The organism is Streptomyces sp. NPDC050732 (assembly GCF_040654255.1).
Classification (GTDB): Bacteria; Actinomycetota; Actinomycetes; order Streptomycetales; family Streptomycetaceae; genus Streptomyces.
On the sequence record NZ_JBFAHP010000011.1, the window covers coordinates 142,794 to 166,249 of the forward strand.

22 protein-coding genes are annotated in these 23,456 nt (G+C 73.7%); 8 read left to right on the top strand and 14 right to left on the bottom strand.

The features are described from left to right. Positions 1-37: 37 nt before the first annotated feature. The 3 genes from AB0H82_RS12730 to AB0H82_RS12740 form a co-directional block, all read right to left on the bottom strand. A complete protein-coding gene (locus AB0H82_RS12730) occupies positions 38-2,200 on the bottom strand; it encodes a hypothetical protein (protein WP_362991776.1) in 2,163 nt (720 codons plus the stop codon). Between the two features lie 497 nt (positions 2,201-2,697). Continuing rightward, complete coding sequence (locus tag AB0H82_RS12735; protein WP_362991778.1) at positions 2,698-4,083, bottom strand: FAD-dependent oxidoreductase; 1,386 nt, start codon at positions 4,081-4,083, stop codon at positions 2,698-2,700. Between the two features lie 29 nt (positions 4,084-4,112). Next, positions 4,113-5,084 carry a DUF4349 domain-containing protein gene (locus tag AB0H82_RS12740; protein ID WP_362991780.1) on the bottom strand — a complete coding sequence of 324 codons (972 nt, stop codon included), beginning with the start codon at positions 5,082-5,084 and terminating at the stop codon, positions 4,113-4,115. A 123-nt stretch (positions 5,085-5,207) separates the two neighbouring features. Between AB0H82_RS12740 and hemG the strand changes: the two genes are divergently transcribed. Continuing rightward, on the top strand, positions 5,208-6,674 hold the full coding sequence (gene hemG, locus AB0H82_RS12745) for a protoporphyrinogen oxidase (RefSeq protein WP_362991782.1): 1,467 nt from the start codon (positions 5,208-5,210) through the stop codon (positions 6,672-6,674). Between the two features lie 4 nt (positions 6,675-6,678). Continuing rightward, a complete protein-coding gene (hemQ, locus tag AB0H82_RS12750; RefSeq protein ID WP_362991784.1) occupies positions 6,679-7,407 on the top strand; it encodes a hydrogen peroxide-dependent heme synthase in 729 nt (242 codons plus the stop codon). Here the strand turns inward: hemQ and AB0H82_RS12755 are convergent. The 10 genes from AB0H82_RS12755 to AB0H82_RS12800 form a co-directional block, all read right to left on the bottom strand. After that, positions 7,404-9,005: an alpha/beta hydrolase gene (locus AB0H82_RS12755; RefSeq protein WP_362991786.1), complete on the bottom strand. Its 1,602-nt coding sequence runs from the start codon at positions 9,003-9,005 to the stop codon at positions 7,404-7,406. The genes hemQ and AB0H82_RS12755 overlap by 4 nt on opposite strands. 8 nt (positions 9,006-9,013) lie before the next feature. After that, positions 9,014-9,892, bottom strand: coding sequence for a TIGR04222 domain-containing membrane protein (locus tag AB0H82_RS12760; protein WP_362991788.1), 879 nt, complete (start codon positions 9,890-9,892; stop codon positions 9,014-9,016). 101 nt (positions 9,893-9,993) lie between these two features. Then, positions 9,994-10,701 carry a DUF4142 domain-containing protein gene (locus AB0H82_RS12765; protein WP_362991790.1) on the bottom strand — a complete coding sequence of 236 codons (708 nt, stop codon included), beginning with the start codon at positions 10,699-10,701 and terminating at the stop codon, positions 9,994-9,996. 142 nt (positions 10,702-10,843) lie between these two features. Continuing rightward, on the bottom strand, positions 10,844-11,920 hold the full coding sequence (locus AB0H82_RS12770) for a TIGR04222 domain-containing membrane protein (RefSeq protein WP_362991792.1): 1,077 nt from the start codon (positions 11,918-11,920) through the stop codon (positions 10,844-10,846). Between the two features lie 4 nt (positions 11,921-11,924). Then, positions 11,925-13,235 (bottom strand): DUF692 domain-containing protein, encoded by a 1,311-nt coding sequence (locus AB0H82_RS12775; protein WP_362991794.1) that lies wholly within the window; start codon positions 13,233-13,235, stop codon positions 11,925-11,927. Between the two features lie 82 nt (positions 13,236-13,317). Beyond that, on the bottom strand, positions 13,318-14,085 hold the full coding sequence (locus tag AB0H82_RS12780) for a DUF4142 domain-containing protein (RefSeq protein ID WP_362991795.1): 768 nt from the start codon (positions 14,083-14,085) through the stop codon (positions 13,318-13,320). Positions 14,086-14,216: 131 nt separating this feature from the next. After that, positions 14,217-14,945, bottom strand: a complete 729-nt coding sequence (locus tag AB0H82_RS12785; RefSeq protein ID WP_362991797.1) for a peptidyl-tRNA hydrolase — start codon at positions 14,943-14,945, stop codon at positions 14,217-14,219. Positions 14,946-15,218: 273 nt separating this feature from the next. After that, positions 15,219-15,416, bottom strand: coding sequence for a hypothetical protein (locus AB0H82_RS12790; RefSeq protein ID WP_362991799.1), 198 nt, complete (start codon positions 15,414-15,416; stop codon positions 15,219-15,221). A gap of 10 nt (positions 15,417-15,426) precedes the next feature. Beyond that, positions 15,427-16,281, bottom strand: coding sequence for a polysaccharide deacetylase family protein (locus AB0H82_RS12795; protein WP_362991801.1), 855 nt, complete (start codon positions 16,279-16,281; stop codon positions 15,427-15,429). A 124-nt stretch (positions 16,282-16,405) separates the two neighbouring features. Further along, complete coding sequence (locus tag AB0H82_RS12800) at positions 16,406-17,098, bottom strand: alpha/beta hydrolase (RefSeq protein WP_362991803.1); 693 nt, start codon at positions 17,096-17,098, stop codon at positions 16,406-16,408. A gap of 153 nt (positions 17,099-17,251) precedes the next feature. Here AB0H82_RS12800 and AB0H82_RS12805 point away from each other — a divergent pair, with 153 nt between their 5' ends. The 6 genes from AB0H82_RS12805 (at position 17,252) to AB0H82_RS12830 (ending at position 22,523) form a co-directional block, all read left to right on the top strand. Further along, entirely contained in the window at positions 17,252-17,770 is a 519-nt protein-coding gene (locus tag AB0H82_RS12805; protein WP_362991805.1) for a hypothetical protein, read from the top strand. Between the two features lie 173 nt (positions 17,771-17,943). Then, on the top strand, positions 17,944-19,152 hold the full coding sequence (locus AB0H82_RS12810; RefSeq protein ID WP_362991807.1) for a class I SAM-dependent methyltransferase: 1,209 nt from the start codon (positions 17,944-17,946) through the stop codon (positions 19,150-19,152). Positions 19,153-19,307: 155 nt separating this feature from the next. Then, entirely contained in the window at positions 19,308-20,495 is a 1,188-nt protein-coding gene (locus AB0H82_RS12815; protein WP_362991809.1) for a Cmx/CmrA family chloramphenicol efflux MFS transporter, read from the top strand. Positions 20,496-20,524: 29 nt separating this feature from the next. Then, the gene (locus tag AB0H82_RS12820) at positions 20,525-21,103 is read left to right on the top strand and encodes a TetR/AcrR family transcriptional regulator (protein WP_362991811.1); all 579 of its coding nucleotides are present in this window, start codon (positions 20,525-20,527) and stop codon (positions 21,101-21,103) included. A 151-nt stretch (positions 21,104-21,254) separates the two neighbouring features. Further along, positions 21,255-21,335 (top strand): tryptorubin family RiPP precursor, encoded by an 81-nt coding sequence (locus AB0H82_RS12825; protein WP_223828759.1) that lies wholly within the window; start codon positions 21,255-21,257, stop codon positions 21,333-21,335. A gap of 135 nt (positions 21,336-21,470) precedes the next feature. Further along, positions 21,471-22,523, top strand: coding sequence for a cytochrome P450 (locus AB0H82_RS12830; RefSeq protein WP_362991813.1), 1,053 nt, complete (start codon positions 21,471-21,473; stop codon positions 22,521-22,523). On the opposite strand, the gene AB0H82_RS12835 is transcribed toward AB0H82_RS12830, so the two are convergent. After that, the gene (locus AB0H82_RS12835; protein ID WP_362991815.1) at positions 22,520-23,278 is read right to left on the bottom strand and encodes a methyltransferase domain-containing protein; all 759 of its coding nucleotides are present in this window, start codon (positions 23,276-23,278) and stop codon (positions 22,520-22,522) included. The genes AB0H82_RS12830 and AB0H82_RS12835 overlap by 4 nt on opposite strands. Positions 23,279-23,456: the final 178 nt, after the last annotated feature.

Consider the following 23,456-nt stretch of genomic DNA (forward strand, 5'->3'; position numbering starts at 1 on the left):
CCGACCACCGGTGGGGCGTATGCGGTGCGAGTTGCTGTCAGCCGTGCGTCGGGACTGTGTTCGGGGTGTGGCCCGCCGTGCCCGGTTTCACGTGCTGCGTCGTGCCGGGAGGTACCGGCTGTTTCTGTGCGGGTGCGGTGCGGGCGGGGCTTCCGTCTCGCGTGGCCGCCGCTGCCGGAGTGGTCGGCAGGGTGAGCGTGACCCTGTCCTGGAGCAGGGGCGGTGCGGTCCAGCCGGAGGTTCTGCCCGCGTAGGCCGTGCCGAACTTGGCCGTGCCGATGAGCTGTTGCTGCACCGTGCCGGTCGGCATGGTGGCGCGGGTGGTGACGCCCGCGGGTGCCTGGACCGTCACGGTGTCGCCGATCCGGTACGCGGTCACGCGGCCCGCCCGGACCGCCGTGTCCCAGGCGGCGCGGGAGCGCAGCTCGTCGCCGATGTCGGACATCCGCAGGTTGACCACGGGTGTGTTCTCCGCGTACAGCGCGTCGTACGTGTCGAGGACGCGGTCCAGGACGGGGTACGCGATGCGGTCCTCGGCGAGGTTCGACTGGTGGATGAAGTGCGGTCGTGGGTCGTTCGCCAGGGTGTGGCCGAGGGCGATCGTCGACTCCACCGGCACGATGTGGTCCTCGTAGCCGGTCGTGAGGTCGAGGGGCTCGTCCAGGCAGGTGGCGACGGAGGAGTTCTCGCAGGTGCCGCTGCCGCCGTCGGCCTTGCGGGTGTAGATCCAGTTGTACTCGTCGATCTGCTCGGCGGTGCGGCCCGCGTTGTAGAAGACGTTCATCGGGAAGCGCGGCACGGTCAGGGCGGGGCCCACCGGGCGCTGGTTCCTGTCCCGGGAGTTGTCCGAGCCGAGCCGGTCGATGCCGTTGTCCCGCAGTGCCGGGCCCAGGTTCGGGTTGTCGTCGGGCTGTTGCGGCAGGAGCTTCAGGCCCGAGTGTTCGCCCGTGACCAACTCGCCGTTGTCCAGGGGGAGTCCGGCCCGTTGGCCCCAGGCGCGGTTGTCGGAGATCTGCTGGGAGATGTCGGCGCGCGAGACGTACCGGGTGCTGCCGTCCGTGTTCTTCGCGCACGTCCACGGCACGGTGGCGACGTCCTGGACGCAGCCGAGGAATGGATGGTTGTACGTGTGGTTGATCCAGCGGTGGCCGGCCCGGTCGGCGATCAGCCGGTCGGCGAGCGGGTCCGAGCCGCCGTTCTGCTCGCGGTGGAGCTCGCTGCCGCCGCCGTTGAAGGCCATGTCGAGCGGGAAGCCTCGGTCCTTGGACCACTGCGTGGCGTGGGCCGCGTCGTCCGCCGTCATCCGGATCGGGTCCGGCGTGCCCTGGTCCCGCGGGCAGTCCACGTCGCCCGGCGTGCAGTTCAGGTCCTCGTCCCAGCGGTCGTCGGCGCCGAGGACGTCGTCGACGTGGACGGCGAAGTAGTTGCGGGACGAGCCGAGGTGGACGCCCTGGGTCAGCCAGTCGACGATGCCGCGGGCGAGCAGCCGGAACTGCTGCTGGTGCTCGTTGTAGACGAAGGTGACCACCAGTTCGCGCCGGCCGTCGTGGCGGTACTCGCCGACGAGCGAGCCGCGCCCGGAGCCGCCGGGGACCGGTGCGTCCACGTAACTGGTGAAGTCCGCCCCGGGCGCAGGATCGGCGAGGAAGCCGTAACTCTCGCTGGTGGAGGGCGAGTTGTTCTCGAAGGGCACCTGGTCCGCGAGGTAGCCGAACGGGCCTCCCCTGCCCGCCGCGGTCACCTGCGCCCGCACGCCGTCGAGCGATCCGCTGAACTTCGGTGCCCGCAGGCCCGCTTCGGGCCGGGCGTAGGTGTACGCGTCCACCTGCGGGATGGCATACGTCTGCTCGTACGAGGCGAGGGCGGCCATCTCCGCCGAGCCCGCCCCGAACGGGTTGTCGTTGGGCAGGACGACGGCTTGGAACCTGGCCCGCGCCCGGCCGTTCACCGTGTCCGCGAGGAACGCGTCGTCGATCGCCGGGCGCTCGCTCCGGCGCAGGTCGACCGTGGTGTACGGCGTGCCCTGGCCGTCCAGTTCGGCGGTGATCGCGGTGGTGGCGGGGCCACCGTCGGTCACCACGAGGACGCGTAGGTCCACGCGGGGCGCACCGGCTGCCGCGGCTGGTGAGGCGCCGGGCAGCGAGAGCGCGAGAAGCAGAGCGGCGGCGCCGAGAGCCGCCGCTCGTGCGGTGTGGTTCATGCGGTGTGTGGTCCCCTCCACGGTCGGGCCGCGGGGGTGTGTCCCACCCCGAGGCCCGCCCCCCAACGGCAGGTTCACACGTCGCCGTGTGTGTCCGTGCCGCTCTGACGCGTCACATAGTGCGGCCCACCTGTGGGGTCTGTGCCGGTTCTGTGAAAGGTGGCGGAAAAGAGACGGCGTTCCGTTAGAGGTGCGTGCGGGGAGGGAGTGGGGCGGGTGGCGCCCCTTGGAAGTGGCTGCTTGGGAGAGCTGTGGCCGCTCAGGGGGGTTGCGGTCCTCGGCGGCGCCGTTGGGTGCTGGTTACATGTGGTGGCCGTGGGCGCGCTCCCGGGGAGCGCGAAGTCCGAACGGCCCGAACCTCCTGAATCGGCCATGCGGAGCGCGGCGCCCTGCCGCCCTTCTTTCGTAGCAAGCGCGTTCTGACCTGCGCGGCAAGTGTGTTCCGGCTCGGCAGGGGGGCGCGAAAGGGGGGCGCGTTCGGGGCGCGCCGGGGGCGCTCAGCTCCGGTCCGCCCGCACCGCCGCCACCGCCTTGCGCGCCGCGACGAGGACCGGGTCCCACACCGGGGAGAATGGCGGCGCGTACCCCAGGTCGAGCGCCGTCATCTGCTCCACCGTCATCTGCGCCGTCAGCGCGACGGCCGCCACGTCGACGCGCTTGCCCGCGCCCTCCCGGCCGACGATCTGCACACCGAGGAGCCGCCCGGTGCGCCGCTCGGCCAGCATCTTCACCGTCATGAGGGCCGCGCCCGGGTAGTAACCGGCCCTGCTCGTCGACTCGACGGTCACCGTCACGAACCGGAACCCGGCGGCCCGCGCGTCCTTCTCGCGCAGTCCGGTACGGGCGATCTCCAGGTCGCAGACCTTGCTGACGGCCGTGCCGACGACACCGGGGAACGTCGCGTAACCGCCACCCGCGTTCGAGCCGATGACCTGCCCGTGCTTGTTGGCGTGCGTGCCGAGCGCGATGTGCCGCTCGCGCCCCGACACCAGGTCCAGGACCTCCACGCAGTCCCCGCCCGCCCAGATGTCGTCGTGCCCGCGCACCCGCATCGACAGGTCGGTCAGCAGTCCGCCGTGCTCGCCCAGCGGCAGCCCCGCCTCGCGGGCCAGCGTCGTCTCGGGACGTACGCCCAGGCCGAGCACCACCACGTCCGCCGGGTACTCGGCGTCCTCCGTCGCCACCGCCCTGACCCGCCCGTCGTCGCCCGTCAGGACCTTGGTGACCTCGGCGTCGTTCACCATCCCGATGCCCATGCCAGTCATCGCGTCGTGCACGAGGCGGCCCATGTCCGGGTCGAGCGTCGACATGGGCTCCTCGCCCCGGTTGACGACCGTCACCTCGTAGCCGCGGCCGACCAGCGCCTCCGCCATCTCCACGCCGATGTAGCCCGCGCCGATGACGACAGCGCGGCGGCCCGGCGTCCCCGTCAGCGTGTCGAGCAGGGCCTGCCCGTCGTCGAGGGTCTGCACGCCGTGCACCCCGGGGGCGTCGATGCCGGGCAGCGGCGGGCGGACGGGCCGGGCGCCGGTGGCGATGACGAGCTTGTCGTACGACGTCCAGTACTCCTCGCCCGCCGCCAGGTCGCGGGCCAGGACGCGGCGGCCCGGCACGTCGAGCCGCACCACCTCCGTGCGCATCCGCAGGTCGATGGCGCGCTCCCTGTGCTGCTCGGGCGTCCGCGCGATCAGCTCGTCCCGCTCTCCGACGGCGCCGCCCACCCAGTAGGGGATGCCGCAGGCGGAGTACGACGTGAAGTGGCCGCGCTCGAACGCGACGATCTCCAGCTCGTCGGGGCCCTTGAGTCTGCGCGCCTGCGACGCCGCCGACATGCCGGCCGCGTCGCCCCCGATGACCACAAGTCGCTCACGTGTGCTGCTCATACGGACACGCTACGACGCGCGGCAGTCTTTCAGTCGTCGTCCCCCTCACGCGCCGGGACACCCGGACCCGCGGGAGCCGTGGCCGGGCGGCGGGAGCGCAGCGGACGCACGACCCACAGCCACAGGGCGAGCAGCAGCGCGGCCACCGCCGCGAACGGCAGCACCGCGGCGAGGACGATCCCGACCCAGCGCAGCGCCGTCACGAACGCGTCCCAGCCGCCCGCGAGCGCGTCCACGAACGACGGGTCGTCGTCCTTGGCCTCGGGCTTCGCGTGGCTCTCGGTGAGCGAGAGCGTGATCGTGGCCATGCTCGTCCGGTCCTTCAGCGAGGCCTGCTGGGCGAGCAGCGCCTCCAGGTCGGACTGACGCGTGCTCAACTCCCCCTCCAGGGTGACGACATCGCTCAGTTTCGTGGCCTTGTCCATCAGCTCCCGCACCCGTGCCACGCTGGCGCGCTGCGACTTGATGCGGCTCTCCACGTCGACGACCTGGTCGGTGACGTCCCGCGCCTTCGCGTCCCGGCCGACGAGCTTGCCGGTGCCTTCGAGGGCAGCGAGGGTGTCCGCGTACTCGTCCTGCGGCACGCGCAGGACGACACGGGAGCGCTCGCGCCCCTCGCCGTCGCGGGAGGTGTTCTCGTCCCCCACGATGCCGCCGGCCTCCTCGGCGACCCGCCGGGCCTCGTCGAGCGCCTCGGGCACGTCCTTGACGCGGACGGTGAGCTTCGCGGTGCGGATGACGTGGGTGCCGGTCGGCTTCGGCGGCTTGCGCCTGCCGCCGTCGCGGGCGCCGGATGCGGAGTTCCCGGACTGGTCGGCCTGCCCGCCGCCGACACCCTTCTCCTGCCCTTCGGGAGCGAGACCCGCGGCCTTGCCGTCGCCGCCGCTGTCACTGTCGCCGCCACTGCCCGCGGTGCACCCCGTGAGCGCCAGCGCGATCGCGAGCAGAAGGCCCGCGAGGGCCTGGACGGTGCGGTGAGCGGACTTCCCTGACGCGTGCATCGGCGTACCCCCCGGGGACGGTGAACTGATGCTCCTTCGACGCCGGAGAGGGCAGGAACGATGGTTGCCGACCGGTTCCGATGCGGTCACGGTCGGGACTCGCCTGTCTGAGAGAGTGGAGGCATGCGCGAAACGGACACACGTACGGGGAACGGCCATGTCGTCGTCATCGGGGGCGGTATCGCAGGGCTGGCCGCCGCGCACCGATTGCTCGCCACCGGCCCGGACCGGCGGGTGACCGTCCTGGAGGCGTCCGGCCGGCTCGGCGGCAAGCTGCACGCCGCCGAGATCGCCGGGGTCCGCGTCGACCTCGGCGCCGAGTCGATGCTCGCCCGCCGCCCCGAGGCCGTCGCCCTCGCCCGCGAGGTCGGTCTCGCCGACCGGCTCCAGCCGCCCGCCACCGCGACCGCCGCCATCTGGACCCGCGGCGCCCTGCGCCCCATGCCCAAGGGCCACGTCATGGGCGTGCCCGGTGACGCGTCCGCCCTGGCGGGCGTCCTCTCCGAAGAGGGCCTGCGCCGCATCGGGCGGGACCGCGAGCTGCCGCCCACCGAAGTCGGCGACGACGTCGCCGTCGGCCAGTACGTCGCCGCGCGCCTGGGCCGTGAGGTCGTCGACCGCCTCGTGGAACCGCTGCTCGGCGGGGTGTACGCGGGAGACGCGTACCGCATCTCGATGCGCTCGGCCGTCCCGCAGCTCTTCGAGGCGGCCCGCACCCACGCCTCCCTCACCGAGGGCGTCCGCGCCATCCAGGCGCGCGCCGCCGCGAAGGGCCCGCAGGCCGGGCCCGTCTTCATGGGCATCGACGGCGGCGTCGGCGGGCTGCCGCTCGCCGTCGCCGACGCGGTACGCGCGCGTGGCGCCGAAATCCTGACGGACACGCCGGTCACGGAGCTGCGGCGGACGGCCGAAGGATGGCACGTGGTCACCGGGGGCGGGGTCCTCGAAGCCGACGCCGTCGTCCTCGCGCTCCCCGCGCCCGCCGCCGCGAAGCTCCTGGACGCCGAGTCGCCCGCGGCCGCCGCCGAGCTGCGCACCGTCGAGTACGCCTCCATGGCCCTCATGACCCTCGTCTACCGCCGGAGCGAGACCGACCTCCCCGAAGGCAGCGGTTTCCTCGTGCCGCCCGTCGACGGGCACACCATCAAGGCGTCGACCTTCGCCAGCCGCAAGTGGGGCTGGATCGACCGCCAGGACCCCGACCTGCTGGTGCTCCGCACCTCCGTCGGGCGGTGCGGCGAGACGGAGATCCTGCAGCGGGACGACGCCGAGCTCGTCGAGCTGTCCCGGCACGACCTGCGCGAGGCCACCGGCCTGACCGCCGCCCCCGTCGCCACCCGCGTCACCCGTTGGGACGACGGCCTCCCGCAGTACCCGGTGGGCCACCACGCGCGCGTGGCCCGCATCCGCTCCCACGTCGCGGAGCTGCCCGGCCTCGCGGTCTGCGGGGCGGCGTACGACGGCGTGGGCATCCCGGCCTGCGTCGCGAGCGCCAACGCCGCCGTCGACCAGCTGGCAGGCGACGCGGCGGGTGTGCAGGAGCTCACCCGCAACCCGGTGCAGAGCCTGCACGGCGGCGGAGGAGAATAGCCGCATGAGTGACGCTCCCGCCGAAGTCATCGGCAAGACCCCGAACGCCGGCAAGAAGGCGAAGGACCTCAACGAGGTCATCCGCTACACGCTGTGGTCCGTCTTCAAGCTGCGCGACGTGCTCCCCGAGAACCGCGCGGGCTACGCCGAAGAGGTCCAGGACCTCTTCGACCAGCTCGCCGCCAAGGACATCACCGTCCGCGGCACCTACGACGTCTCGGGGCTGCGCGCCGACGCCGACGTCATGATCTGGTGGCACGCCGAGACCGCCGACGAGCTGCAGGAGGCCTACAACCTCTTCCGCCGCACCAAGCTGGGCCGCTCCCTGGAGCCGGTCTGGTCGAACATGGCGCTGCACCGCCCCGCCGAGTTCAACAAGTCGCACATCCCGGCGTTCCTCGCCGACGAGACGCCCCGCAACTACGTCTCGGTCTACCCCTTCGTGCGCTCCTACGACTGGTACCTGCTGCCCGACGAGGACCGCCGCCGCATGCTCGCCGACCATGGCAAGATGGCCCGCGGCTACCCCGACGTGCGCGCCAACACGGTCGCCTCGTTCTCCCTCGGGGACTACGAATGGCTGCTCGCCTTCGAGGCCGACGAGCTGTACCGCATCGTCGACCTCATGCGTCACCTGCGCGCCTCCGAGGCCCGCATGCACGTCCGCGAAGAGGTGCCGTTCTTCACCGGCCGCCGCAAGTCCGTGGCGGAGCTCGTGGCCGGCCTCGCCTAACGCTCGCGCGGCAGCTCCGCCGCCCGTGCTCCGGACGACGGCGCGGGCTCCTTGTGCGGCGCGCACGACGCGTGCCGCACAGGGAGCCTGCCCTCCAGGAGGTACGCCTCGAAGTGGGCGTTGACGCATTTGTTGGGACCGCCCGCGATGCCGTGTGTGCCCGCGTTCTCCTCGGTCACCAGGGCCGAGCCGGAGAGCCGCCGGTTCAGCTCCAGAGCGCCCTCGTACGGGGTCGCCGCGTCCCGCTCGGCCGCCAGGATCAGCGTCGGCGGCAGCTCGCCCGGGGCCGTGCGCACGTCGACGGGCCGCTGCCGCGGCGCCGGCCAGTAGGCGCACGGCAGGTTCATCCAGGCGTTGTCCCAGGTCTCGAAGGGGGCCACGCGCGCGAGCCGTGAGTTGTCGCGGTCCCAGGTCTCGAAGTCGGTGGGCCAAGGGGCGTCGTTGCACTCGACGGCGGTGTAGACGGCGTTGCCGTTCTCGTTCTCTGCGGCCGCCCTCGGTTCCGGAGCGGCCTGCTCGATCAGCGGCTTCGGGTCGCCCTTCAGATACGCGGAGAGCGCCGACGCGCGCATCGGCCAGTAGTCGTCGTAGTAACCGGCCTGCAGGAACGCGCCCTGCAGCTGGCCGGGGCCGACCTTGCCGCCCGCGGGCTCGTGGGCCAGCTCGGCGCGCACCTTCTCGTAGCTGCGCTGGACGGCTTCCGGTGTCTTGCCGAGGTGGTACGTCTTGTCGTGCTTGGCCACCCAGGTGCGGAAGTCGGCCCACCGCCGCTCGAACGCCAGCGACTGTTCGAGGTTGTTGCCGTACCAGACCTGCGTCGGATCGGGGTTGACCGCCGAGTCGAAGACCATGCGGCGCACGTGCGAAGGGAACAGCGTCGCGTAGACGGCACCGAAGTAGGTGCCGTACGAGGCACCCATGAACGTCAGCCTCCGCTCACCGAGCGCCGCGCGCAGCACCTCCAGGTCCCGCGCGTTGTTCAGCGACGTGTAGTGGCGCAGCCCCGGGTTGCGGTCCGCGCACCCCCGCGCGTACGCCTTGGCCCGCGCGACGCGCTCCCGCTTGTACGAGGCGTCGGGGTGGGTCGGCGCCTGCGAGGGCGCCTTGCCGAACCGCTTCGGGTCCTGGCAGGACAGCCGCGCCGAGCGGTCGACCCCGCGCGGGGCGTAGCCGACCAGGTCGTACGCCGCCGCGATGCGCTTCCACTCGGGTAGGGCGCCCACGAGCGGGAAGTACGTGCCGGACGCGCCGGGCCCGCCCGGGTTGTAGACCAGCGCGCCCTGCCGGCCGACCGCCCTCTTCGCCGCTTTCCCTGTGGCCTTGGCGCGGCTGACGGTCAGCTTGATCTGCTTGCCCTCGGGGCGGGCGTAGTCGAGCGGTACGGAGACCGTGCCGCACCGGACGGACGGGGGAAGGCCCTCGGCCTCGGCGCAGGCGCCCCAGCGGATGCCTGCGGCCTCGGCGCGCTGCGCGGCGACGGTGGTGCCGGACATCTCGGGGGAGGGCGGGCTGCCGCTCGCGCTGCCCGCGGGGGTGGCGACGAGGGCGGTCAGGACCAGGGATCCGGCGGTTCCGTAGCGGGCGGCTGCTGCTCTCATCGCGCTCTTTACCTCTTTTGTCCGGCCGTGCGTTCCGGGTACTGCTCGAACAAAAGTGATGATTCGTCCGGTAATTTGCGAAGTAAAGCACCGGCCTGCCGGTGTCGGCTCAATGACCCCGTTGCGTCGCCCCGCGGTGCGGCCGCTCGGAGAAGGCGGCCCGCAGCCCCGGATCGCCCGCCGCGCGCACCCCGCGCACGGCGACGGCGACGAGCTCCTCGCCGCGCGCCGGCAGCGCGCCGAGGAGCCGCTGGCCCGCGGGGGGGCGCCCAGCGCGTGTACGGGTGGATCTCCATGCGGGCGATGAGCAGGCAGGCCGTGCACAGCAGCAGCGGCAGCCCGAACCAGACCGCGACCGGCACCCCCTGCCCGGCGGCCCCGCGCTCCTGCGCCGGCATCAGCGCCGCGACGGCGCCGAGGCCGAGGACCACGGCAGTCGCGGCCCGCACCTGGCGCACCGCGGCCGCGACCCCCGAGGCGATGCCGTCCGGGACGGCGAGGCCCGCCGCGACGAGCCGGTCCGCGAGCGCCCGCACGGGGTCGGCGGCGGCCGCGCCCCGGCGTACCGGCGCTATCCGCGACTGCCCGGCCGGGCCGATCGCGCCGAGCACCGAACGCTCCATGTCGTCGCGGCCGACCGGGTCGACGACGGTCGTCCAGCCGGTGTGCGCGATCAGCAGCCGCCGCGCCCTGGCCATCGCGACCAGCGTCACGTCGGCGACGCGCGCGGGGCCGCCGGACAGGAACGCCGCCTCGTAGACGGTGAGTTCGTGCCCGGGCGTCACGGCCTTCTCCTGCGCGGCGGCGCGGCTCGCGGCGACGCAGAGCCGACCGCAGGAGAGACCGGCCGCGGCCCAGGCGAGGAGGAGCAGGGGTACCCAGAACATGGCGGTTTTCTATGCGAAGGCGTCGCATGGCGCCACGCCTTATTCACTATGTGGACACTCGGTGACGGGTGGATAACGTTCCGTTTCTCTGGCGCCGGATGTCATCTCTCGCTCTCCGTCGCGGGGTTCGGCCGGGAGGCCGCGGGCGGCAGCGGGAACGTGGGCGACGGCGCGACCGGCTCGGCCGGGCCGGTCGTCGCCGCGTCCCGGGCGAGCCCGTCGAAGTCGACGAGGCCGGTGGCCTCCAGGACCTTGATGTGGTCGAGGACGGTCGTGTTCGCGTCGTCGGCCAGGGCGCGCACCAGGGAGTTGCGGGTGTTCGCGCGCACCTCGGCCACCACGGAGAAGACCTTGCCGTGGGCCCGGCGCAGGACGTTCGCGAACTTCTCGTCGTACGTCCCGCCGCGCGCGCCGCTCAACTCCGCCAGCCAGTCGCGCTGTTGGCGGTTCGGCCGGCTGGGCAGTGCGAGGCCGAGCCGGGTCGCGACCTCGCGTACGCGCGCGTCCAGGAACGTGTGGCCCTCGACGAGATGCTCGCCCGCGGTCCGCACGGCCTCGGTGGTGCCGCGCTCCTCGGCCTGCTGTCCTGCGGGCAGCTCCCACAGGCCCGCGAGGCGCACCTTGCTGATGAAGTCCCGGTCCAGCGCGGACAGCGGCCCGAAGTCGGTGGACACGGTGTCCGCGCGGAGTCTGTCGAGTGCGGTGCCCGAGCGGTCCTCGTACGACCAGAGGGGGAAGATCAGCGCGGCCAGGGTCGCGACGAGCCCCGCGACGATGAGGCCGGTGCCGTTGACGGTTCGCAGTCGCATGGTGCCTCCTGTTGCGGCACCGCACGTTAGTGCGCCCCGGACGGGGCACGGCCCGATACGGCCGGGAGTACGTCACCTGCCGTACCGGGACCATGAGCCGACCGTCGCGGCGTGCGCCCTCAGACGAAGGAGTGCGGGCTGCTCAACACGACCCACCGCCCCCGCCGCAGGAGGAGCCGCCGCCCCCGCCACCGCAGGACGAGCCGCCCCCGCTCGAACAGGACGAGCCTCCGCCGCTGGAACAGGAGGACCCGCCACCGGAACAGGACGACCCGCCGCCGCCCCCGCCCCCGCCGCCCGAGCAGCAGAAGCCGCCACCCCCGCCGCTGCTGCCCGACCCGCACCACACGGGCGTGCCGCTCCCCGCGTTCCACGTGTTCGAGTGCGTGTACGGGGCCGGGTGCGGGCCGGCGGGAGACAGCGCAGGGACTCGGACGCGGGCGGCGGCCATCAGCTGGTCCCGCAGATCCGGGTGGGCCGCCGCGAGGCCGCGCGTCGCCACCAGGTGCGCCGCGCCCGTGAGGTGGCCCGACGAGGCGACGTACTCGCGCAGCGCGTACCGCCCGGCGACGGTGAGCTGCCGCGAAGTGACCGCGAGGCAGACGAATCCGCTGACCATGCCGAAGGCGGTGGCGGGCAGCAGCGCCACGACGTCGCCGAACGGCGAGTCGGCGCTTCCCGGCTCCGGATAGCTGTCCGCGAAGCTCGCCACGGTCAGGATGGCGCACACGATGAACCCGAGGAAGGTCAGGAAGATCTGCGCCCCGGCCCAGCGCCGCCACTTCCGCTGCCGCCCGGGCCGCACGAGGAGACCGCGCCGGGCGAGCGCCTCGCCCGTCTCCTGCACCGGCGCGCTCCGCATCGCCGCCACCCGCAGCCAGTGCAGCGCCCCACTGGGCGCCGCGGTGTGGGCGTCGATGACGGCCTGTTCACCGGTGTTCCTGGCCACCGGGCGGGTGATGCCGACGACGCCGGGCCCCGCGACGACGAGGCGGCCGTCCTCGTGCAGGCCCGCGATCAGCGAGTCCGCGGCGCGCGCGGGCCCGCCGGAGAGGAAGGCGGCCTCCAGGGTGCCCCGGACGAAAGCGCCGTGCTCGGCGTCGAGCGGCTGCCTCGCCGCGTGCGGGGACCTGGCGCGGCGGGCCGCCACCACGCCCCGGATCAGCTCGGCGGCGGCGAGCGAGACGACGACCGTGTACACCGTGACGATGATGCTCATGCCGTCACCGCCCCAGCAGGACGCGGCGGGTGGCGTGCAGCAGTCTGGCGGCGGGCCGCCGCGACAGCGGTGCCGGACCCGACCGCTCCAGCCACCAGTCGCTCAGCCGCCGCCGGGCCTCCGCGCCCTCGGGGCGCCGGACGAGCAGCAGGTGCTCGGCGAAGTCCAGGGCGTCGTGACGGTAGCCGCCGGTCATGGGCCGGGCCCTGGCGTACGCGAGGAACTCGGCGCGGTACGCCGTGCCGAGGATCTCCGGCAGTTCCGGCGCGACCTTCGCGACGACGTCGGCCCGCTTGGCGGCCAGCGCGTGGCTCTGCACCTTCAGGCGCGCGCGGTCGAAGCCCTCGGGCGCCGGGGTGCCCGCGACGAGCGCGGAGAGCAGGGCGGCCTGGGCGACGGCGGTGCGCTGCCGGGCGGCCGCGGCGGCGGGCGGGACCGCGCGGCGGCCGGCCGTGTCCTCGGCGGGCAGCTCGCCGGACGCCTTCACGGTGGCCCGGATGGCGTCCAACTCCCTTTCCAGCTCCGCCGGTTCGGGGAAGTTCTCGTCCCGCTCCAGGAGGACGCCGGGCGGGGCGACGCGGGACGCGAGGTCGGCGAGGATCGCGAGCACCGGCTCCGGCACCGGGTGCGCGTGGCTGTCGTGCCAGACGCCGTCCCGCTCGAAGCCGCCCGCCACATGGACGTACGCGATGGCCTCGACGGGCAGTTCGTCGAGGGCCTTGGCCGGGTCCTCGCCGCGGTTGACGTGGTTCGTGTGGAGATTGGCGACGTCGATGAGGAGCCGTACGCCCGTGCGCTCGACCAGCTCGTACAGGAACTGCCCCTCCGTCATCTCCTCGCCGGGCCAGGAGACGAGCGCCGCGATGTTCTCCACGGCGAGCGGCACGGGCAGCGCGTCCTGCGCGACGCGGACGTTCTCACAGAGCACGTCGAGCGCGTCGCGGGTGCGCGGCACCGGCAGCAGATGACCGGCCTCCAGCGGCTGCGTGGCGGTGAGTGCGCCGCCCGCGCGCACGAACGCGATGTGCTCGGTGACCAGCGGCGAGCCGAGCGCGACGGCCCGCTCGGCGAGCGCGGTCAGGCGCCCCTCGTCGGGGCGGTCCGCGCCGCCGAGCCCGAGCGAGACACCGTGCGGCACGACGGTCACACCGCGCTCGCGCAGCCGCACCAGGGAGTCCGGCAGATGCCCCGGGCAGACGTTCTCCGCGACGGCCTCCACCCAGTCGATGCCGGGCATCGCCTCCACGGCGTCCGCGATCTCGGGCCGCCAGCCGATCCCGGTCCCCAGCCGCCCCGGCTCCTCAAGTCGCTCCATGTCGTTCCCCCTTCGTCCCCCTGCGTCCCCAGGTCATGGCCCTGCCGGGAGCGGGCGAACCCTCGGGTGAAGACGTTCAGAGCTACATTTGAGGTTCCGGCCGAGCGGTGTTGACCCGGCCGGGCGGCGCGGGCGAGGGACGGGACGTGGTGGAGACGTCGCCGCTCGGTCCGGCGGGCGCGGGCTCGGGGGGAGCGGCCCCGGAGGGCGGGGGAGGCCCGGTGGGGCTGGCGGTCGCGGTCGACGCGGCGCCGTTCGCGATCCCGTCGAAGTCGACGAGCCCGGTGGCCTCCAGCATCGTGATGTGGTCGAGGACGGTCTGGTTGGCGTCCGTGGCGAGCTGCCGGATCAGGGAGTTGCGGGTGCTGTCGCGCACCTGCGCGACGACGCTGAAGACCTTCCCGTGCGCGACGCGCAGCAGGTTCGCGAACTTCCGCTGATACGTCTCACCGCTCGCCGCCGACAGCTCCTCCAGCCACCCCTGCTGCTGCTCGGTCGGCTGGTTGGGCAGCTCCACGCCGAGCTGGGCGGCGACGGTCCTGGCCCGCTGGTCGAGGTCGGTGTGCCCGACGATGAGGTGGTCGCCCGCCTCCTTGATCGCCTCGGTCGGCGCGCGCTCGACGGCCTGCTGCCCCGCGGGTATCTCCCACAGCCCGGCGAGCCGCACCTTCACGAGCAGATCCCGGTCGGCCGCGGAGAGCGGCCCCCACTGGGTCGCCACGGACCCGGCGGCCAGATTGGCGGGCCCGGTACTGGAGCGGTCGGCGTACGACCACACGGGGAACGCGATCGCGCCCAGTGTGGCGACGAGTGCCGCGATGATCAGAGCCGTGCCGTTGACGCGCCGCAAGGTGCCTCCCGAGGTGCTCCCGTGTCGCCGGTGATACCGGGGAGTACGGAAGATACGGGCGGGGCGTTCAACCGCGCGAGATGTCGGACGGGGCGGAGTCGCCTTCCGGCGCGGGGTTCAAAGACAGGCTTTCAGCGGCGCAGGGCCGGGTGGTCGGCCACCACGGTGCAGGAGCCCGGGGCGATCTCGGTGAAACCCGCGTCGCGCACCACAGGGAGGCCGCTCGTGGTCAGAGTGCGCCAGTGCCCGGCCTCCGGGGTGCGGACGGAGAGGGGGAAGCCCGCATCGCGCCAGGCCGTGCGCTCCTCGGCCGGCAGCTCCCACCAGGCCAGCTGCGCGCCGTGGCCGGCCTGGGCCATCGCCTTGCCCGCCGACATGTCGACCTCGGGGCTCATCCACAGGACCGGGTGCGCCGGGTCGGCGCCGGCCGGGGGCTCCGGGTCGTCCAGGTCCGTGCCCGACACCTGGAGGCGCGCCAGGTCCTTGGGCCAGCCGTCCAGGGGGACCGGCGGGAAGACCCGGACCTCCGCCGACTTGCCGGTGACCGTGATGCCGGGCAGCGCCTCCGCCCTGCGCCACTCGGCGCCGCGCGCCCTGCGCACCACCTTGCGGATGCGGGCGTCCTGCCAGTCGCGCATCGCCTGCGCCCACTCCCCGTCGCCGAGGGACCGCTCGTCGCTCAGCATCACCAGGACGGCGCGGGCCGCGGTCTCCAGGGCGTCCGTGCGGGCCGGGGGAGCGGCGCGCTCGATGCGGGCGACGAGGGGCAGCACATACTGCGGGGCCTCGTCGCGCGAGGTGCTCTCGTGGCGGAACGGGCTGTCCCGCACGTCGGGCGTGGTCGTCTCGTCACTGGTCACGGCCACCAGTCTGCCAGCGAGGGGGAGGACGGCCCGCAGGGGGCAGGGGGCAGGGGGCAGGGGGCAAGGCCGCCGGGCGGCCCGCCCGGTGTTCGTGCTTCGTGCCCATACGCTTCCCGGCCGCCGCGCCGTTCACCGCGGTGGGCTGCCGCACGCACGGAGGCCGCGTCCATGGCTTCGCGCGCGGGCCACGGCGTCGCTGGAGGGGCCGCCGTGGCGCAGGCGCTGCCGGGTTCGAGGGAGGGCACGGTACCGCTGCCGCCCGGCGGGCCTTCAGCCGGAGCAGGCCGACCGTTGTGCCTCCTGCCACTCGCACGCCGGGCAGAGCGTGCTGCCCTTGCGGGACGCCGGGTGCTCGGTGGGCTCGCGGCACAGCACGCACTCGGCGCGCGGCTCGTCCGGCGCCGCCGAGCCGCCCACCGGAGCCGGGCCCTCCGTGCCGTCCGTCCCGCAGTAGTCCTCATCCGCCATACGGGCCAGCCTAGCTCCGCGCCCTCGCGGCTCCCGCCGTCCCGATCTGCTCCGAGACCCGGACGAACCGGAACCCGCGTTCCCGCAGTTCGGGGACGATCGTGCGCAGGGCACGCTCCGTCGCGGGCGCCGCGCTGCGCGTGCAGTGCATGACGACCACCGAGCCGGGCCGCACCCCGTCGAGCACCTGCCGGGCCACCGCCGCCGGGTCCGTCGCGAAGGCGTCGCCGCTGACCACGTCCCACTGCACCGCGGTGACGCCGCCGGGCGCGAGCGCGCGCAGGGCCCGCCGGTCGTAACAGCCGCCCGGGAAGCGGAAGTACGGCACAGGGCGCTCGACGCCCGCCGCGCGGAAGGCGGTGAAGGCGCGCTCCATGTCGGCGCGCATCCGGGCCGCGGGGACCGCGGGCAGGCCGTAGCAGCTGCCGGTGAAGGCGTGGTGGCTGTACGAGTGGTTGGCGACCTCGAAGAGGGGGTCGCGGCCGATGTCCTTGGCCTGGGCCGGGTACTGCTCGGCCCACCGCCCCGTCATGAAGAACGTCGCGGGCACTTTGAGGCGTCGCAGCGTGGCGACGAGCTCCGGGTTGTCGAAGCGTTCGCCGGCCGCCGCGCGGGGGCCCTGGTTCGCGGTCATGTCGGCGTCGAAGGTGAGGGCGACGGTACGGCCGCGCGTCCGGGACCCGTTCGTGAACACGGGGGTGAGGCCGGAGGGCCCCGGCGCGAGCGTGGGCGGGGCGGTCGCCGGGGGCCGGGCGGGGCGCTCCGGGTGACCGGGTGCGACGGTGTCGCCGGCGCATCCGGCGAGGACGGTGGCCAGGGTGCCGAGGGCGCAGAGCGCGGCGCATCTCCGTACGAGAGTGATCACCCGATGACGATATGGGGGTAAAACCGGAAAATAGGAAAAATGGGGTGTGGCGTGCACCGAATGCTCCGTGCCGCCACCCGTCCGGCGTCCACCCCCTGAGTGCGGCTGGATCCAGATGGTCCCGCTAGATCCACCCGTCCAGGGACGCCATGAACGCGTCGAAGTCGTCCCGGTGCATGGTGTGCCCGGCGCCCCGGACCGTGCGCACCTCAAAACCGCGCCGCGCCAGCTCCTCCTTGAGCGGGTCCCCGACGACGGGGCTCGGGTCGGCGACCTGTACGAGCGAGGGCACGACGGGCGCTGCCGGAGTGCGGTCGACCGCGCCGGCGCCGGACAGCGACAGTGCGGTCTCCGGATCCCACACGGCGAGGGTGGCGGCCTCGATGTCCACGTCGATCGGCTCCCAGCGCGGATTGAACTTCGCTATGACGTCGCGTGGGACCCGCTGGAACTCCACGAACACCGCGGGATCGACCGCGTTCTCGCCGCCGAGCGCCCACGCGGGGTCGGCGTACACGGCCCGCGCGGGCGCGAGCCGCTCGGCCGCGAGGGCGAGCGCCAGACCGCCGAGCGAGTGCCCGAGCGCGAGTTCCGCGCCGGTCGGCAGCGTGTCGACCAGGTCGTCCGCGAAGACCTCCGCGCCGTACGCGCCGCGCCCGCTCGCCCCGTGCCCGCGCAGGTCCACGCCGATCACGCGGTAGCCCTTGTCGGCGAGGGCGGGGCCCACGCGACGCCACGTCCGGTGGTCCGACATGATTCCGTGCACCAGGAGCGCCACGCGGTCGCCGGTGCCCCACTCATGGGTGTGCAGCTTCATCGAGGTGGTGCCTTTCTGGTGCGGGGCGGGAGAGGCGGGCGGTACACCTAGATCTTCTGGGGTGGACCCGCGCGCTCCGGCGGCGGGCTCCGCGATGTGACGCACGCAACGGGCCCCGGCCGACTGGGGCCGAAGACGACGGAAGGAACCACGATGCGTCCGGTACTCCGCGACGACGTACGGCAGTTGGCGAAGAGATGGGTGGACCAGGCCAGGGCCGACGCGCTGGAGAGGGGCGAGGAGCCGCCGCCCGAGTTCCGCAGCGTGCCCGACGAGCAGCGCGCCCCCCTGTTCCGCGAGGCGCACTACTGGCACACGCTCGCGTCCGGCCTCTTCCTGGAGCAGTCCGTGCCGCCCCGCCCCTCCGAGGCGAACATCCGGGCCATGCGCGGGCACCTCGCGGACTGCGCCGGGCAGCTGCGCGCGATGATGGACCGGCGCGGCGAGCTGCTGCCCGAGGGGGCCCGCGAACAACTCGCCACCATCGAGCTGCGCGTGGCCATGGCGCTCGACCTGGTGGAGAACGCCGGAGCGGCCTGGGCCCGCGAGACCGACGCGGCCTGGCACGAGCTGATGCTGCTGGCCCGCCTCCTCGACTACGACCCCTCGCGCACGTCCGACGACTGGGTGCCGGAGGGGTGGAACAACTTCGCAGGCCTCTATCTGGTGTAGGTCCAGGCGGTCCGGGGCCCGGGTCGAGCCTTGGCCCGGGATATCCTCGTCTCCGGTACGTCCAGTCCATCCGGTACGTCGGTACGCCCGGTAGACCGTGAGGGTCTCCCGCGTCGCAGCGCTCTACGTGCTCTCTACGTGCCCCAGCGCCCCGCGACCACAAGGAGTCCTTGATGCCCCGCATCGAGTGGACCGAGAACGACCCCACCGGCCCCGACGCGGGCGCCGGCCCGGACGCTCCCGTTCAGGGGGCCACCTGGCACTCCGAGAGCGGTGCCCCGGCGCCCCGCCGCGTCGTCGTCGCCGACGACCGGACCAAGGCCGACGTGGCCTACCGGCTCGTCTGCGAGGGCACCGCTCTGCTGTGGCGCGGTGACTTCCACGGCGCCCGGCAGCTGCTGAGCGCCCTGGGCCGCCGCGTGGACCGGAAGGCGGCCGCGCCGCGCAAGGCGTCCGCTTCGGGCAGGGCGGCCGCGTCCGGCGCTACGGCCGCCGACTCCTTCCACCTGTACCGTCGCGCCCGCGGCCACCGCGCCCGCGTGCTCGGCATGCTGCTCGTACGCCTGGAGGACGACCACGGCCTGGCGCTGCGCCGGGCGCCCGACGTGCGCGCCGCCTGCCATGAGGCGTACGGACCGCCCGACGGGCCGATGGTGGTCTCCCTGCGCGAACTCCTGGGCGTGATCGGCGCCCACGAGTGGCGGTCCAAGGGCGTGCACGTGCCCGCTCTCGACGACCGGATCCACCCGCACTACGGCGTGTTCTCCCCGGTCAGGGGCGAGTACGTCGACCTGGTGGCGCAGGCTCCGCTGCCGGACGCGGCCGGGCGGGGCGCGGCCCCGCGGCGTACGGCGTTCGACATCGGCACCGGCACCGGCGTGCTCGCGGCCGTCCTCGCCCGCCGGGGCGTCGACCGGGTGGTGGCCACCGACATCAACCCGCGCGCCCTCGCCTGCGCGCGGGAGAACGTCGAACGGCTCGGGCTCGAAGGGCGGGTGGAGGTCGTCGACACGGGCCTCTTCCCGGCGGGCCGCGCCACGGTCGTGGTGTGCAACCCGCCGTGGCTGCCCGCCCGGCCGACCTCCGCCGTCGAGCAGGGCGTGTACGACCCGGGCGGCGCGATGCTGCACGGCTTCCTGGACGGGCTCAGCGAGCACCTGGAGCCCGCGGGGGAGGGCTGGCTCATCCTCTCCGACCTGGCCGAACACCTCGAACTCCGCACGCGGGAAGAGCTGTTGGCGTCCTTCGACGCGGCCGGGCTGCGGGTGGTCGACCGCCACGACATCGCGCCGCGCCATCCGCGTGCCGCGGACGCCACCGACCCGCTGCACGCCGCCCGCGCGGCCGAGGTGACCTCGCTGTGGCGGCTTGCCCCGGCGTGACCTGGGCGTGACCTGACCGGGTCGGCCGAGTGCGCCGAGTGGGCCGACCCTTTTTGAAGCAACCGTTTCAGAACATGCTAGCGTCGTTGCTCGTCAGTTCTGAAGCGGCCGCTCCAAAATCGGGGGCGGCCGCATGCGACCGGGAGGGCCGCTGCATGCCGCTTGCGGTGTACATCGTCGGGCTGGGCATCTTCACCCAGGGAACCTCGGAGTTCATGCTGTCCGGCCTGTTGCCGGGCATGGCCGACGACCTGGGCGTGTCCGTCCCCGACGCCGGACTGCTCATCTCGGCCTTCGCGGTCGGCATGGTCGTCGGCGCGCCCCTGCTCGCCGTCGCCACGCTCCGTTGGCCGCGCCGCACGGCGCTCGTCTCCTTGCAGGCGGCCTTCGTCGTGGCCCACGTCATCGGCGCCCTCGCCCCCGGCTACGCCGTCCTGTTCGTGACGCGCGTGGTCAGCGCCCTCGCCTACGCCGGGTACTGGGGCGTCGCCGTGGCCACCGCGGTGGCGCTCGTACCGGCCGACGCCAAGGCGCGGGCCGTCGCCGTGGTCGCGGGCGGGCTCACGCTCGCCACCATCGTGGGCGTGCCCGCGGGTACGGTGCTGAGCCAGTTCTCCAGCTGGCGCGCCGCGTTCTGGGCGGTGGCCGCGGCCACCGTGGTGAGCCTGATCGGCACGCTGCTCCTCGTCCCCGGCGGCCGCGGCGAGGGCCCCCGCCCCTCGGTCCGGGACGAACTGCGGGCCATGGCGCGACCGCAGCTGTGGCTCTCGTACGCCGTCACCGCCTTCGCCTTCGGGGCGGTCATCGTCACCTTCAGCTATCTGGGGGCGCTGCTCACCGAGGTGAGCGGGGTGTCCGAGGGGTGGGTGCCCGCCGTCCTCGCGCTGTTCGGCGCCGGCGGAATGGCGGGCATCGTGATCGGCGGCCGCACCGGCCAGACGCGTCCCCTCGGCACGCTCGGCCTCGGGCTCGGCGCACTCGCCGTCTTCTCCGCGCTGCTCGCGCTGACGGCGCACGTGACGGCCGTGGTGATCGCCCTCGTCTTCCTGCTCGGCCTCGCCGGGTACGTCACCAACCCGGCCCTGCAGTCCCGGGTGTTCACCCTCGCACCGGGCGCGCCGACGCTCGTCGGCGCGACCAACACGGCCGCGTTCAACGTCGGCAACACCGTCGCCCCGCTGCTCGGCGGCATGACCATCGACGCAGGGCACGGCTACGCCTCGGTCGCCTGGGTCGGCGCCGCGCTGGCCGCCACCGGATCGGCGGGCGTGCTGTGGGCGGCGCGCCTGCAGAGGACCACCCCCGGACACCGGGACCGCACCCCGGAGGTGGCTGTTTTGTAAGCGCGTTCCAAAACGTTTACCGTGGGCGCATGGCCAGACCACGAGAGTTCAACGAGGACCGGGTCGTCACCGCGGCCATGGAGACGTTCTGGCGCCACGGGTACGAGGGCACCTCGACGCGCGATCTGTGCGACAGCACGGGTCTCGGCCCTTCGAGTCTCTACAACACCTTCGGCGGGAAGCGGCAGCTCTACCTCCGCGCCCTCCGGCGGTACTACGACACCGCCACCGCCGAGCAGGTCGAGATCCTGCGCGGGGAAGGACCTGCGAAGGAGCGGCTGCGCGCCATGATGGTCCACGCCGTCGACGCCGACCTCGACGAGTCGGGCGTGCGCGGCTGCTTCGCGATCAACGCGGCCATCGAGGTCGCCGGGCTCGACCCCGACGTCAGGGAGGCGGTGCGGCGCAGCTTCGACCGGGTCGAGGACGAGCTGTGCGCCGTCGTGGAGGAGGGGCGGCGCGCGGGCGAGATCCGGTCCACCGGTGACGCGAGGACCGTGGCCCGCCGGGTGCAGAGCACGTACTACGGCCTGCGCGTCCTCAGCCGCGTACAGGACGACCGCGGGACGCTGCTCGCCACGGTGGACGGGGCGCTCGCCGACCTGTGACCCCCGGGCGGGCGGTCTCGCGGCGCGCTCACGTTCCGCTCACGCGCTCCGGCTGTCCGTTTATCGGGTGTTGATCGGGTGGCGCGACGCTCCACGGGTCCATGTCGCCCATGTACGGCATGGCCCGACGGAACCCACCGGAGGTACGCACATGAAGGTTGTCCGCTCCCTCAAGAAGAAGATCACCGGCGAGAAGAGCCTCAAGGCCTACGCCTGGTACCACTGGTACTAGGTCGGACCGGTCACCGCGCGCATCCCGCGCGGATGCGCATCCCGTAGGGACGTAATGCGCCGTTGAGACCCGTGCCCGGCAGGCCGCCCCCAACCGGCCCGCCGGGCCCGGGGCTCCCGCTCCTGGAGATCCCCGATGCCCATGCCCGGTACCGACCGGCTCGCGCGGACCACCCTCTTCACGCCGCGACTCCACGCCCTGCTGCGCGACCACCGCGGCCAGGACGTGTTCCGCCTCGACGCCGACACCGTCGGCGTCGCCGGGCCCGCCCTCACCGACCAGATCCTCGCCGCGCGACCCGCAACCGAACGCGAACGCCCCACCTTCAAGCCGCTCCACGGGCGCTCCATTCCGCGCACCGAGGCGTCCACCGTCATGCGGGCCATCGGCCGCGACGTGCGGGCGGCGCTGAAGAAGCCGCTGCCGGGGGACACCGACCTCACCGGGGAGTGGCCGCACGTCGGCCACGTCCACCTGCGCGACCTGATCCTCGGCGCCGACCCGTACCGGCTGCGCATCCTCATGGACCGCACCCTGGAACTGACGCCCAAACTGACCTGGACGGTCATCGCCACCGGCGCCGCCCTGCCCCGCCGGCTCCGCCCGGGCGCACCCGTCACGAGCATCGCGGGCCTGACCGCGGACGCCACCACCTACAGCGACCGCCGCTACGCCATGGGCCTGTACCGGCGCGCCGCCGCACCCGTCTGCTTCACCGTCTCCACGCTCGTCGCCAACGCGTACTGGCTCGGGGCGCCCTTCGACGACGGGACGCCGAACGAGCACATTTTGTACGAGTCCATGCGCCTGCTGCCCCCGTCCTGGAACATCCTGCGGAACGCGTCCCCCGAGTACCCCGCCCTCGACGACCGCATCGGCACCGGCGACGACGTCCTGCTGCTGCCGCTGCTCAGCCACCGGGACCCGGAGCTCTGGGACGACCCGGACACGTTCCGCCCCGAGCGCTGGGCCGCCCTCGACCCCGACGACCACCCCGGCTACCTCCCCTTCGGCCACGCCTCCGAACGCTGCTGGGGGCGGCACATGGTGATGCCGCTGGCCGGGATGCTGCTCGACGTCCTGCGCGCCGACGGGGTGACGGTCGACCCCCGGCAGACCACCGCGAAGGTCCCGCTTGCGGGCCTGCTCGGCGTCGACAAGGTACGGCTCGTCCGCGCCAGGCCCTAAGAGCCTGTCTTTGAACCCCCGCCCTCGCGGCGGAACAGGGCCGTCCAGAGAAAGGGCTCGCCGAAGAGCTCCGACTCGGACGGCTCGTCCCGCATCCTGCGCAGCTCGACCTCCGTCAGGCCGGAGAAGATCCCGCGCAGCGCGTCCGGCGTGTACGCGAGGCCGCCGTGCAGCCGGGCCTGCCGGTAGAAGTCCGCGTCGGGCAGCTCGGACCCCATGCCCGCGTCGCCGGCCGCGAAGCAGGTGAGGGCCAGGTGGCCGCCGGGGGCCAGGGCACGGTCCAGGAGGGCGAGGTAGCTGACGCGGCGGTGCGGCGGCAGGTGGTGGAAGCATCCCGAGTCGTAGATCAGGTCGTACGGCCCCGCCAGCGCGGTCTCCGCGAGCGCGAAGGCGTCACCGTGGTGGAACCGGATGTCGGCCCCCGCCTCGCGGGCGCGCTCCGCGGCCCAGTCGAGGGCGGCGGGCGACAGGTCGACGGCATCCACCTCGTGGCCGAGGGCGGCGAGGTGCAGCGCGTTGCGCCCGGGGCCGCAGCCGAGGTCGAGGGCGCGGCCCGGGGTGAGGAGGCCCCGCTCGGCGTACGAGACGAGGTTCTCGTCCGGCTTGGCCGCGAAGAACGGCACGGGCTTGTCGCGGTCCGCGTAGAAGCCGTCCCACCACGAGGCCCCGTCGGCCGTCCAGCGGTCGGCCGCGGGCTCGAACAGGCTGTCCAGGAGTTTCATCACGTCGTCGATCGTGCGGATGCTGCGGTCCATCAAGTCCCCTTCCCGAGACGGCAATTGTAGGTGTCGACCTGACGAAACCGCAGGTCAGCGGGGGCCAGTGGGGTCTCGTCGGAGGGCGTGGGCGGGTGCCTGCGGAGCCCGTGCGCGGGCGGTGTACGCGCCCCCGCCCGCCGCCCCAAAAGGCGTCCGCGCACCCTCGGGAGGCCCC